A 12142-nucleotide genomic window follows, 5' to 3' on the forward strand; every position below is an offset into this window, starting at 1 on the left:
CATAATTTGAAGCCAGAGAGAAACTTACAAACGAAACGGTGAAGGTTTAAACAGTCGCTACGGTTCAGCTGCCTTGCGCGTGCTTCAAAACAAAACTACTGTATATAAAAACAGTATTAGAGGTATGCGTAATGGAATTTATCAGACCTACAGAACTGCGTGAGATTATCGCGCTTCCACTTTTCAGTGATTTAGTTCAGTGCGGATTCCCAAGCCCGGCTGCCGATTATGTGGAGCAGCGCATTGATCTTAATGAACTTCTGGTTGCCCACCCCAGCTCGACGTATTTCGTTAAAGCCGCGGGTGATTCAATGATTGAAGGGGGAATAAGCGACGGCGATTTACTGGTGGTCGATAGTTCCCGAACGGCTGAGCACGGCGATATCGTCATCGCCGCGGTGGAAGGGGAATTCACCGTTAAGCGCCTGCAACTGCGGCCTAATGTTCAACTCAATCCGATGAACAGCGCTTATTCACCGATTATCGTTGGCAGTGAAGACACGCTGGACGTTTTTGGTGTGGTCACTTTTATTGTTAAATCGGCCAGCTGATATGTTTGCGCTCTGTGATGTGAATTCATTCTATGCATCATGCGAGACGGTATTCAGGCCAGATTTGAGAGGCCGACCGGTGGTTGTCCTCTCAAATAACGACGGTTGCGTGATAGCGCGCAGCGCAGAGGCCAAAGCCGCTGGCGTTACCATGGGGGCGCCATACTTTAAGCAGAAAGACCTGTTCCGGCGCGCCGGCGTGGTTTGCTTCAGCAGTAACTACGAACTTTACGCTGACATGTCCAGCCGGGTAATGACCACGCTGGAAGAAATAAGCCCTCGCGTCGAAATATATTCCATTGATGAGGCCTTTTGTGATCTCACCGGGGTTCGTAATTGCCGGGACCTGACTGATTTTGGCAAGGAGATCCGCGAAACGGTTTTGAAGCGTACGCACCTGAAGGTCGGCGTTGGCATAGCCCAGACGAAGACGCTGGCGAAGCTGGCAAATCACGCGGCGAAGAAATGGCAGCAGCAGACGGGTGGGGTGGTTGATTTATCCAATATCGACCGCCAGCGCCGGTTGTTGGCTATCGTGCCTGTAGAGGACGTATGGGGCGTGGGCAGGCGCATCAGCAAGAAGCTCAATGCGATGGGTATCAAAACGGCGCTGGATCTCTCAGAGCAGAGCACGTGGATTATCCGCAAGCACTTCAATGTAGTGCTGGAGCGAACGGTCCGGGAGCTGCGCGGCGAGCCGTGCCTCGATCTGGAAGAGTTTGCACCGACAAAGCAGGAGATCGTCTGTAGTCGGTCATTCGGTGAGCGCGTGACAGAATACGAGCAGGTGCGCCAGGCTATATGCAGCTATGCGGCCCGTGGCGCTGAGAAGTTACGTGGCGAGCACCAGTATTGCCGCTTTATCTCGGCGTTCGTAAAGACCTCTCCGTTCGCTCTGAACGAACCCTATTACGGCAACAGTGCCTCAATGACGCTTCTCACACCCACTCAGGACTCCCGCGACATTATCAACGCCGCGGTAAAGTGCCTCGACAAAATCTGGAAGGAGGGCCACCGCTACCAGAAAGCCGGCATTATGCTCGGGGACTTCTTCAGCCAGGGCGTTGCCCAGCTCAATTTGTTTGACAATAGCGCGCCGCGTGCCGGAAGTGAAAAGCTGATGGAAGTGCTGGATCGTCTGAACGCGAAAGATGGAAAGGGTACGCTTTATTTTGCCGGGCAGGGCATACAGCAGCAATGGCAGATGAAGCGTGAAATGCTTTCGCCGCGGTATACGACCCGGTATTCAGATTTACTGAGAATTCGATGAATGTTAATGGCTGTTTTGTGCCAGAAGCGGACATTGATATAAATGGCAATTGATCAAACAAATCTCTGATGCTCTTTCTGCCAGTATTTAAATGGTGTTCTTAAACGGAACGTACGCCAGTTTGCCGGATGGTTTAATAAAAACTCTCCTGGCGTGTCTGCGCGAATCTACTACTTTCAGTAAAGTGACTTTTACAGGGAGGGTCAATGAAACCATTATCGCTTTTATTATTGTCGAGCCTGACGTTAGTGGGTTGTGGCGCGAACAATACCCCTTCAAATACGCCTGTTCCGGGTGTAAAAACCTCCGTCGGGACGAGCACGCTTGAAGCCGGTGCTCAGCTTATCCAGTCCCGTCCGCCCATTGATGCAATGAGTGCCTACCTTGACGGTTTCCATTTTTATAGCGGGGATAAAAATGGCCAGATGGAAGCCCATCATTATGTAACCGTGTTGAATGAAGACGTGATGCAGGCGGTGATCTACGACGGTAACACCAAAGATGCCCGTTTAATGGGCGTTGAGTACATCATTAGTGAGCGTTTGTTTAACACACTGCCGCCGGAAGAAAAAAAATTGTGGCACAGCCATCAATATGAAGTGAAATCCGGCAGCCTGATTGCTCCAGGTTTACCTGCAGTGGCTGACAAAGCATTGATGAGCAAAATTGTGAATACCTACGGCAAGACCTGGCATACCTGGCACACCGACCGCGATAAAAAGCTGCCGCTCGGCATTCCGGCACTGATGATGGGCTTTACCGGGGAAGGGCAGTTAGACCCTAAACTTCTGGCGGACAGAGATCGACGCTTTAACGTAAGCACGCAAGCCATCAAAGAAGAACGTAAGGATATTGTGGCGCACCCAGTTGCTAAGGGAGCGGATGCCTGGCAACGTGGTGAAGAGATCCAGCTTAAGCGGGTTAAAGGTTCAGGTGAGCATGGCCAGGGCGACACAAGCCATTTTTGATATCAAAAGCCTTCAGGAATACCCCGGCAACGCCGGGGACAGGGCCAGTCCTATTATTTTCTCGTCCTCAGACATCAGAAACGCCAGGTGGCTGAAAGATTACCTGCAATCGAGTCATAGCCAGAACGAAACATTTCGCTTTCAACCCCGATGCCCAATTCGACATCAGCGTTGATTTTATAGCTCATACCTGCTTTAACACCCAGATTGTCACGACCAGTCACCTGATTCCTGGAACTAAACCCTGTGCTTCGATAGTTGGCGAAAGAGGCTTGTTGCACTACGTTGCCATCAAGCAGTTCATGATCCCAGGTGAGCTGCAGCTCAGCTGCGAACGATGCCCCTGAAGCGAGGGGTACATTCCAGTTACCATTCACCCCGATACTTGATCTCAGAGAATCGAAGGTCTGCGAACCCAGCATCAGTCGGCTGCCGTCATTGCCGCTTTCCTTCACGCCGGGACGATGTAATGTGGTGTAATTCAATGACGTTACCGGTCCGGCGTTCACATTATTATTCAGCGCCCATCGATAGCCTCCGCCGGCCGTAACAGAACCTGACAATCCGGTCCAGGTGGCATGGTGGCTTGCTCCGTAAGTTTCTACATTAATGTTTCTGTCCAGCCAGCTGTCTTCAATACCCAATCGGCCAGTGCCGAATAAATACATTCCTTCGGACCTTTCAGCGCCGTAACGAGCATGAACACCCAGATCGAAAGCAGTGGTTTTCCCGGTTGCGGTTTCTGGTGATTTCACCGTCACCGACTGACCGCTGACCGCACCATGAAAGCCATACATCCAGTTGTGATTCTCATCGTTTTGTTTTTCAGCACCGAATACAATGCCATAACTGCTGGCGTCGTACCCTACACTGTCACCCTGACGCTGTTGCCAGAAGCCGCCGCCAAAGGGTATGGCAAAGCTGCGCCATTCGCCTTCCGTCAGTTGCTTCGGCATAACCACAGGATTTGGCCCGCCAACGATCCGCGCTATCTGCTGTTCACGCTGCAGGGAACTTGCGAACATGGCGCTGTAGGCGCCCGCAGAAAGTTGCGGCAAGGCATTGCTGATACTCCCGCCATCAGTGGCTGAGAAATCCAGAGTACGGTACAGCGGTTGTATATCCGACTTAGCTTCCGCCACAATTTTATCCAGTGCTTGCCCTACCTGCCGCGCATTAGCGTCCTGCGCATACCGGCTGTATGCGTTTGAAGCGCGCAGCATTGAGAGCTGCCAGCCATTCTTTCCTTGTGGCGTTGTTTGCAGCGTTAGCGTGGGTGAACGGAGCACGCTGTTCACCGCACTGAAATTGCCGTCGGAAGCGTCCGTTTTTAGCAAATCTTGCGTATTCAGACGCCAGTTTGTCGCATACCAGTCCGGCTGCGGCGCAAACGTCAGTTGACCGTCAAATTGTGCGTGACCGTCCACTTGCAGAGTATCATGCCTGCCGCGCCCGTCGACTTCCAACAACAACTGCCCGGTATTCCCCTGTTGATAAGCACCGGATATTTTGATTTGCCCAAGTGAATTACCCGGCGCAAGGATCCCGTTATTTACAAAGCGGCCTTCCTCATTAAGCGTATATGGCGTTGCCGGACAGGCTGGCACCTGGCGCGATAGTCATGCTGTAAATCTGGAAATCGCCGTTAAGCGAGGTTTTCCCTCCGTGCGCGTCCAGTGCCAGATTATTGATACCTTCAATGTTTCCGCGGTACGTAAAGCTGAAATCAGCATCGGCAGCTTCCGTCGCTTGCCCGTACGCATTGGCCTTCCGACCGAAGGTAAGAAGCGTTAACCGCTGTTGGCCATAGTCATCCCGCTGGGTGTAGTCCGAATAAATATCACCCTCCAGCCGGGCACCCGTTAATATATTTATATTACCGACCAGCGCGTTCGGTGATATATAAATCGCCGCGCCTTTACCGGCAACCCGTCCGCTGATGTCGGCATTGTCTACCAGCGCTCCCTGCAACTCGGGTAATAACGCATCGTAATAGCCGTCCACGATATGAAGCCAGGATCCGCGATAGTCCACCTCGTTACCCAGGAGGTTATTGCCAAAATCAAAACTGATACCGACGCCACTGGCTCCCAGTGCCTGAACGTCGCCACGTTGAATAAGGCTGTGCTGTTTACCGTAGGCAAACATCACCCCACGGCCATTAACGCCATCGGCGTATATCCGTACACCGGGATCGATGCTCAGGGTGTTATTTTGCCCATCTATACGGATGCCCGCGCCGCCAGCCCCTGACGTCAACAGGTCCGCTTGTTGAAAGATATGGTTATTACTGCCATACACATGCAGGCCAACTCCCAGATTAGCGGTATTGTATTGACCAGCCAGATAGCCATCCGCCTGCTGATTACGCTGAAAAAAGCCATTGCGGTTAACGAGCGTTTGCCCGTTGCCATATAGCGAAAAACCGAAAAAGTTACGCCGGTCAATCTGATATCCCATATCCTGCAGCAACGCCAGTTCCGCTTCCATAAACGTGGTGTAATTGCGGTAGTTCTGATGGCTCATCATGCTGTTTTTCAGCTCGATATGGCTCATGTCGTTATCATCGACCGAGCCGTCGTCTGCTAACATTTTCACCGGCACGCCAGGCATGGCGCCTGCAAGGACTTCATCCACATGCCTGCCGGTGAAATAGCCTTTATCAAGCCGTACATCAAAGCCTTGTGGATCCCATCTGTTATTGCATCCATTACACAATATTACTTGCCCTGGTCGGGCAGGATTGCCACGGTCATCGCGCAGATGGCTGGTCCAGGAGCCAAAAGGCACGGTATCAAAAGCAGGCGTGAATGTGCCACTTCCTTGCAGATCGGTAACCATATTGGATATTCCCAGTCCATGTGCCAGCTCATGAACAGCGACGCTGACCAGATCGGCCTTTCCAGTGCGCGGCAATTGCGCGGGCACATAGGGAACGTTATCAAAATCCAGTTTGCCCATGATGAACTGGGCGTGGGAGCCAAAGGTTAGCTCTCCGGTATCAATACCGTTCAATGCGCCTTGCAACTGCGTCAGACTTATAATGCCGTCGGTAACTGAATCGCTGGAACCTGCGGCATTCTCGTCGTTAAACGTCCCCACATTGATAATGGCAGGCAGTTGCCCTGGGCTGGGGGTAATAACCTCAGCCCAGTAACGCATAGCATCGAGTATTTTTTCTTTTTGTTGCTGGCCAAGATCCCAGGTTGACTCAGACGCATTCGGCCAGTCCGGCATAAAGGGGCCGTCGCCAACATTAAAGAAACGCACTTCAAATACCGCAATATTATGTGGGTTATAGACCAGATAGCTTTCTCCTGCATACGGATTATTACTGACAAATAAACCCGTTAATGCAGCCGTCATAAAAACCCTTTTCATATTAACCATCCTTGTGTGAAAAAATAATGTTTACGTCCGTCAATATAAATTCACATCTGAGCTCAATGAATCATAAACAAATATAATAATTATCGATGTGGTTTGATAATTTAGAATAACGAGTCACCTTGCCCTGTGATAGCCTCGTTTTTCAGGATTTTATAAACGGTGGAGCGAGCGATCCCGGATTGAGCAACCGGGTCCCGGTGAACAGGAATGTACCGACATATGCAGGGGAAATAACGGATAGGGTATGGTGTCGTGGCATAATCGACATAAGCGTGAGGCTTTACTGTACTTCACGACACCAAAAACTATCAGATCGCTTATCAATCAAAGCCAGCGAGAGCGTTTGAGCCGAAGCCACAGTAATACACAGGCTCCCAGCGTGACAGCGACCGTAGCCGGATAACCAAAGAGCGTCTTCAGTTCCGGCATATGTTCGAAGTTCATACCATACATGCTAAAGACTACCGTCGGGATCACGAGGATGGCCCCCCAACCGGCCAGTTTCTTCACGACTTCGTTTTGCTGCACTGAAACCAGTGCCAGGTTAACGTGCATCGCGCTGCTTAGCAGCTCACGCATGTCATTTACATCCGTTACTACATGGCTTGCGTGATCCTGAATATCTCTGAAATACGCCCTGAGGGGTTTTGGAATAAGTTCTTCATGAATGCGGATAAGCTCTGTACAGATTTCTTCTACTGGCTGAGCGGCGTTGCGAAGCCCGAGTAGATTACGGCGGAGGGAATACACGTCCTGAATAGCTTCACGGTCAAATTCACTGTGAAAAAGTGTCGCTTCTATATCACCAATTTTGGTGTTGAGGCGCGCAGTCAGCTCTGCATAACTGTCAACAATAAAATCCAGAATACAGTAAAGAGGATAAGCCGGACCGTACGAAAGCATGTCCGGGGCCTCAGCAGCACGGGCGCGTATAGGTGCATAGCTCACTGAAGCACCATGGCGCACCGTAATAAGGAAGTTTCGGCCCACAAACAAATGCGTTTCGCCAAACTCAATATTGTCGTCCTGTCCACTGACGGTTTTTACAACGATAAATGCCGAGCTGCCATAACGCTCTATTTTAGGTCGCTGATGTGCATTAAGCGCATCCTCAACGGCCAGATCGTGCAGACCGAACTCCTCCTGGACTTTGTACATAAACGCAGGTTCAGGCTGCCAAAGCCCCAGCCAGATAAACGCATCGGTATCCTGGATGACTTCACTGATATCCTCAATATCTACGGTTTCGGCGGGGTGGCCTGAACGGTAGACCATACAGTTAACAATCATTTCCTGACTATCCCTTAAGCATGTGTCTAAGAAGCTTAACCATTTCCGTTAAATTTCCAAATTTTTATGCCGGCAGGTTTTAATATGTTGAATACTCAGAAAGGTCATGTTCACGCGTCGTTCAATCCGGGCACTGACTCTCCAGCCATTGACCGACGACGGGCCATAATTTCTCCGCACATCGCGTACGAAAAAATCCCATATGCCCAATGGACGAAAGACCAAACTCTGCGTGCCGTATCTCGCAGCGTTCTATTTTTGCTTGTTGCACCGGCTCCATCAGCCGCGCAATAGCTTCACGGTTAGCCCAGGGATCGTCATCAAATCCCATTACCAGCACGGGTAGGGTGATCTCACTTGCCCGTTGGCGTGCATTCCAGTGTGGATCATCGTAAAAATATCCAGGCATTGCGCTCCAGCGCCCCCATTGAAGCATGACTGGTGCCGGTAAATCTTCACCCAGCCCCAGGCGCCTGGCAGGCATGTAACCGAAGATACGGCACAGAATCGGAGCCAGAACACGTAATACGCACCAGACACGCACCTTTTCAGTGGTGCGTTTGATGGTGCTCGTCACCCCGGCATGTGAGGCTACAATGACCGCAGCTTGCAGGGCGTGGGTGGCTGTTGAAAGCAGAACGGCATGCCCGCCCACACTGTGTCCTACCGCCAACAGGCTAAGCCCTGGAAAATGTGCTTTAGCCCAGGCGGTTATACATCCGACGTCCTGGTCGATCCAGTCAGACATCGAAACGCGGTAAGTACGGACCAGCCCGGATTTAGAGAGGCCGGTGCCGCGATAATCGTATGTGAGGACGTTGAAACCTCTGTTAAAAAGATATTCTGCGAATCCCTTATAAAATCCCTGTACAACCGCCGTTGCCGGATGAAGGAGCACTATCGCTTTGGCATCGCTTCTTTCCCAAATTGTGGCTGCCAGAAATCCACCTTCATTGACGGGTATTATGACTGAACGCATTCATAGAGCCTTATTTATGTGGTCATACCAGTTATGCCTGAATTAAATCTAGCCGTTACTACCCCATCTGGCGATTTTTTTTTACACCCCAGCGTTTGTCCCTCGCTCAAAGCAGACAATAAACCTCGCCCGTGCGTTTTTAGCGAAACACACTGCCTTATGGGCTCAACGTGAGGAAGGGTACTCGCCGGATAAACGCCCCTTTAAAAAATCCTCTTCTATACTCAGTTACGTTTAGGGAAATATGCCGCCGTTTTTCACGTCGCGTTGTTTTAATAGCCATTGCACGCGCGAACAGCAGGGACATATATCCACGAAAACGCCTTAATGTTGGTCCATTTTGCATTTTTTAGAGGGGGATTCCTGGTATGTTGCATTCTCAATCTTCGCGCGTCGGCACTATTTTGCTGCTGTTGGCCGCGGTTATAGGCTTCGCGGTGGCGCTATACGCCTGGTGGACGCCGCTTACCGGCGTCACAGGCACCATTGGCGCACTGGGCGTGGCCATTGCCAGCGCGGTGCTGGCGATACTGATCTTTGTGTTACGTGCGGCATCGGGGCGCGGGGCGCGTGTTTTCCTGATTATTGTCACCCTGGTGGTGTTGGCGGGTATTGGTTTTGCCGCCGCGCTGCTGCACCAGTACATCATAACGGCAGCCATGGTGGTCGGCCTGATTGGTCTGATTATGCTGAGCAGCCATTCCGCCCGTTACAACCATTCCGTCAGAACCTGAGGAGCCGCCCGTGCATAACGATAAGCATTATCCCTTCATAAAAGTCAGCATGACGGCGCTGGCGCTGCTGGTCACCCCGTTCGCACTGCAGGCGCAGGATAAAGCCGCTGAGGCCTCTCAGGGGACCCAGGAATCACTGAATATTGATGCGGCCGATCAGCAGGCGCCTGGAACCACAAAAACCACAGACGATGCCTCAACCGGTAGCGGTGACGGAAAGAAAGTCGCCTCGGCCAGCCAGCCAGCGACGCCGCTGGTGCCCGGCACGCCAACCTGGGACAGCTTCCACGGCCAGCTTAACGCGCAGAAATACAGCCCGCTTACCCAGATCACGGCGGATAACGTCAGTAAATTAACGAAAGTCTGGGAGTTCCATACCGGCGACGTCTCAGATGGTAAAGGTGATACGCCAGCGACCGTGTGGTCCGCAACGCCCATTTTCGCTAACGACACGCTCTACATCGGCACCCCTTTCGATCGCCTGATTGCGCTGGATCCGGGCACGGGTAAAGAGAAGTGGCACTATGACACCAAATCGTCGCGCAAGGCACTGACCCAGCCGGTGCTGAAAAACCGCGGCGTTTCCTACTGGCAGGCCAAAAATCCGGTGAAGGGAGAGGCGTGCCAGAAGATGGTCTATATGGGCACCGTTGACGGCAAGCTCTTTGCGCTGGACGCCGATTCAGGCAAACCGTGCAGCGGCTTTGCGGACAACGGGGTGCTGGATCTGAATCAGTGGAACACCGTTAACGCCAAGTATCCGCTCTCTGTCCTGCAACCGCCAACCGTCGTCGGCAACCATCTGCTGGTGGGTTGGGCCGGGAAAGACTGGGCCTATGCCGAAGCGCCTCCGGGTACCGTATTTTCTGTCAACGCCCAGACCGGCAAGCTTGAATGGACCTTTGAGGCGATACCGGCAGAGATCCGCAAGCGTACCGGTACCGCCAACGTCTGGACGCACATGTCCGCCGATGAGGCCAATGGGCTGGTCTATCTCCCGGTCTCATCGCCGTCTCCCAACTATTGGGGCGGCAACCGCGTCGACGCAATTCCGCTTGGCACCTCCACCACCGCGCTGGACATCAACACCGGTAAAGTGGTCTGGTCCCGTCAGTGGGTACACCACGACGTCTGGGATTACGACATCAACTCTGCCCCGACGCTGATGGATATCACCGTAGACGGCAAGCAGATCCCGGCGCTGGTTCAGGCCACCAAGCAGGGCTTCCTGTTTGTGGTTAACCGCCTGACCGGGGAGGACGTCTGGCCAATTGAAGAGCGTCCGGTTCCGCAGGGTGATGGTTCGGTCCAGGGCGAAGTTCTCTCGCCTACACAGCCGTTCCCGACCAAACCTGCGCCGCTGCTCGACCAGTCGAAAAAGCCGGAAATCTGGAAGCTGGCGGATATCGTCGGTGGCGGCCAGTGCTCTCGCCTGTGGGATAACCTGACCTATGAGGGAATGTATACTCCGCCTACCACCAAAGGCGAAGGCACGCTCACCTATCCCGATAGCGCCGGCGGCGTGCAGTGGGGCGGGGTGGCGTTCGATCCGCAAAAACAGATCGCCATCGTCAACACCTCGCATATCGTTCAGTACGTGAAGCTCTACAGCCGTGAGGATTACGATAACGCGGACAAAGACTCCGGCAACGAAAGCGGCTTTGCCCCACAGGAAGGCGCCCCGTACGGTATGCGTCTGCTGGTGGCGAGCAACTGGCTGGGCATGCCGTGCTGGCAGCCGCCATTTGGCGAAATCGTGGCGATAGACATGCACACGGGCGATGTGAAATGGCGTCGTCCGGTTGGCGCCTCACAGCAGTATGGCTTCTTCATGCCGGAAAGCTGGGGTTCGCCTACCATTGGTGGCCCGGCAGTGACGGCGGGTGGCGTGATCTTCATCGGTGCTTCAATGGATGCCAAAGTGCGTGCCTACTCGGTAGAGAGCGGTGAAGAGCTGTGGTCCGATCAGGCAGAAGCTCCAGCGGTAGCGAACCCGTCCGTGTATGAATATAAGGGTCGGCAGTATGTGGCCTTCGTGGCTGGCGGGAACACGATCCTGAAGGATCAGGTAGGCGATCAGGTGGTTGTCTACGCGTTGCCGGAATAATTCATCAGGAAGGTGAAATAAGCGTGGGGCCTGCGGGCCCCACTTTATTTTGCAGTAGTCGTTTCACCGACGCGCTTATTTATCGGCTGATGCGCCAGCACGCGTTGACATCTGCTCGGCGGACTTCAGATGCTGCTCAACGACCGGCGTGTGCTCGTTGGCCAAAGCCTTCACATCCGGATCGTCGATTTTACTGGCGTCGCTCTTAAGCTTCGACAGCACCTTCTCGTGGTCCTTCACGCCAGCATATTCCATATACATTTTGTCAAAAGCGTCACCGCGCTGGTTTTCAAGCCTTGAGTTCAGGGCTTTATGGGCGGCGTCTGGCTCGGTCGGCAGCTCTACGCCCTTTTTCTGGGCAACGGCCTGCACTTTGGTCAGGGCGGCGCCGTGGTCGTCGACCATTTTCTGGGCGAATGTTTTCACTTCACTGGTCTGGGCCTTGTCCAGGGCGAGCCTGGCGGCGGCGACTTCGTTGATATTGGCCTGCGCCATGTCCTTCAACGCTTTCTCGTCGCCGGAGCTGAGTCTGGCGTCCGATTGAGCCTGGCCCGCAGCGTTAGTTTGCGCGGCGCTTGTCGTCTGGGCTTGTACGCCAACGGTGCTGAACATTGCTGCAACTGCTGATACGGCTAGCAGCCTTTTCAGGGTTTTACTCGTGTGCATATTGTTCTCCTGATGGTCATGGTACAGGTAAGTTTCGGTTACCTTACGCGCAACCGGGCAGATAAATGCTAACTGCACAGGTCAGTATAGTAGATGAACCTGCTGTAATCGCAGGTTGCGTCAGAGAGGGCAGGTAATAATGCTCAACGAGGCGACGCTTATCGCTCAGTCTCTCTACGACATTGGC

Annotated in this window: 10 protein-coding genes; 5 read left to right on the plus strand and 5 right to left on the minus strand. The window is 52.9% G+C overall.

Annotation, left to right across the window (positions count from 1 at the left end; translation table 11 throughout):
- Positions 1-131 precede the first annotated feature (131 nt).
- The 3 genes from ACQG2Q_RS11235 (at position 132) to ACQG2Q_RS11245 (ending at position 2789) form a co-directional block, all read left to right on the plus strand.
- Positions 132-551, plus strand: coding sequence for a translesion error-prone DNA polymerase V autoproteolytic subunit (locus ACQG2Q_RS11235; RefSeq protein WP_022647996.1), 420 nt, complete (start codon positions 132-134; stop codon positions 549-551).
- 1 nt (position 552) lies between these two features.
- Complete coding sequence (locus ACQG2Q_RS11240; protein ID WP_032622206.1) at positions 553-1821, plus strand: Y-family DNA polymerase; 1269 nt, start codon at positions 553-555, stop codon at positions 1819-1821.
- Between the two features lie 206 nt (positions 1822-2027).
- The gene (locus tag ACQG2Q_RS11245) at positions 2028-2789 is read left to right on the plus strand and encodes an OBAP family protein (protein WP_063849249.1); all 762 of its coding nucleotides are present in this window, start codon (positions 2028-2030) and stop codon (positions 2787-2789) included.
- 74 nt (positions 2790-2863) lie between these two features.
- Here the strand turns inward: ACQG2Q_RS11245 and ACQG2Q_RS11250 are convergent, their stop codons facing one another.
- The 4 genes from ACQG2Q_RS11250 to ACQG2Q_RS11265 all read right to left on the minus strand — a co-directional run bounded on the left by ACQG2Q_RS11250 (position 2864) and on the right by ACQG2Q_RS11265 (position 8448).
- Entirely contained in the window at positions 2864-4396 is a 1533-nt protein-coding gene (locus ACQG2Q_RS11250) for an autotransporter outer membrane beta-barrel domain-containing protein (RefSeq protein ID WP_426759160.1), read from the minus strand.
- The gene (locus tag ACQG2Q_RS11255) at positions 4362-6170 is read right to left on the minus strand and encodes a hypothetical protein (protein WP_426759161.1); all 1809 of its coding nucleotides are present in this window, start codon (positions 6168-6170) and stop codon (positions 4362-4364) included. Before ACQG2Q_RS11255 ends, ACQG2Q_RS11250 begins: the two co-directional genes overlap by 35 nt.
- A gap of 333 nt (positions 6171-6503) precedes the next feature.
- A complete protein-coding gene (locus ACQG2Q_RS11260; protein ID WP_022648001.1) occupies positions 6504-7469 on the minus strand; it encodes a magnesium and cobalt transport protein CorA in 966 nt (321 codons plus the stop codon).
- A 121-nt stretch (positions 7470-7590) separates the two neighbouring features.
- Positions 7591-8448 carry an alpha/beta hydrolase family protein gene (locus ACQG2Q_RS11265; RefSeq protein ID WP_038415997.1) on the minus strand — a complete coding sequence of 286 codons (858 nt, stop codon included), beginning with the start codon at positions 8446-8448 and terminating at the stop codon, positions 7591-7593.
- Positions 8449-8816: 368 nt separating this feature from the next.
- On the opposite strand from ACQG2Q_RS11265, the gene ACQG2Q_RS11270 reads away from it, so the two are divergent.
- Together ACQG2Q_RS11270 and ACQG2Q_RS11275 are read left to right on the plus strand one after the other, a co-directional pair.
- Positions 8817-9182 carry a hypothetical protein gene (locus tag ACQG2Q_RS11270; protein ID WP_023300020.1) on the plus strand — a complete coding sequence of 122 codons (366 nt, stop codon included), beginning with the start codon at positions 8817-8819 and terminating at the stop codon, positions 9180-9182.
- Between the two features lie 10 nt (positions 9183-9192).
- Positions 9193-11289: a pyrroloquinoline quinone-dependent dehydrogenase gene (locus ACQG2Q_RS11275; RefSeq protein WP_022648004.1), complete on the plus strand. Its 2097-nt coding sequence runs from the start codon at positions 9193-9195 to the stop codon at positions 11287-11289.
- A 75-nt stretch (positions 11290-11364) separates the two neighbouring features.
- Here the strand turns inward: ACQG2Q_RS11275 and ACQG2Q_RS11280 are convergent, their stop codons facing one another.
- Positions 11365-11955 (minus strand): DUF4142 domain-containing protein, encoded by a 591-nt coding sequence (locus ACQG2Q_RS11280; protein ID WP_063849247.1) that lies wholly within the window; start codon positions 11953-11955, stop codon positions 11365-11367.
- Positions 11956-12142 lie beyond the last annotated feature (187 nt).

This window comes from Enterobacter cloacae complex sp. 370H10 (assembly GCF_050031535.1).
GTDB lineage: Bacteria > Pseudomonadota > Gammaproteobacteria > Enterobacterales > Enterobacteriaceae > Enterobacter > Enterobacter intestinihominis.

What these genes read in the sequence shown, in the direction of transcription:
- ACQG2Q_RS11255 (WP_426759161.1), bottom strand. Translation starts at nt 6,170, where the DNA reads ATGAAAAGGGTTTTTATGACGGCTGCATTAACGGGTTTATTTGTCAGT.
- ACQG2Q_RS11240 (WP_032622206.1), top strand. Translation starts at nt 553, where the DNA reads ATGTTTGCGCTCTGTGATGTGAATTCATTCTATGCATCATGCGAGACG.
- ACQG2Q_RS11265 (WP_038415997.1), bottom strand. Translation starts at nt 8,448, where the DNA reads ATGCGTTCAGTCATAATACCCGTCAATGAAGGTGGATTTCTGGCAGCC.
- ACQG2Q_RS11235 (WP_022647996.1), top strand. Translation starts at nt 132, where the DNA reads ATGGAATTTATCAGACCTACAGAACTGCGTGAGATTATCGCGCTTCCA.
- ACQG2Q_RS11245 (WP_063849249.1), top strand. Translation starts at nt 2,028, where the DNA reads ATGAAACCATTATCGCTTTTATTATTGTCGAGCCTGACGTTAGTGGGT.
- ACQG2Q_RS11260 (WP_022648001.1), bottom strand. Translation starts at nt 7,469, where the DNA reads ATGATTGTTAACTGTATGGTCTACCGTTCAGGCCACCCCGCCGAAACC.
- ACQG2Q_RS11270 (WP_023300020.1), top strand. Translation starts at nt 8,817, where the DNA reads ATGTTGCATTCTCAATCTTCGCGCGTCGGCACTATTTTGCTGCTGTTG.
- ACQG2Q_RS11280 (WP_063849247.1), bottom strand. Translation starts at nt 11,955, where the DNA reads ATGCACACGAGTAAAACCCTGAAAAGGCTGCTAGCCGTATCAGCAGTT.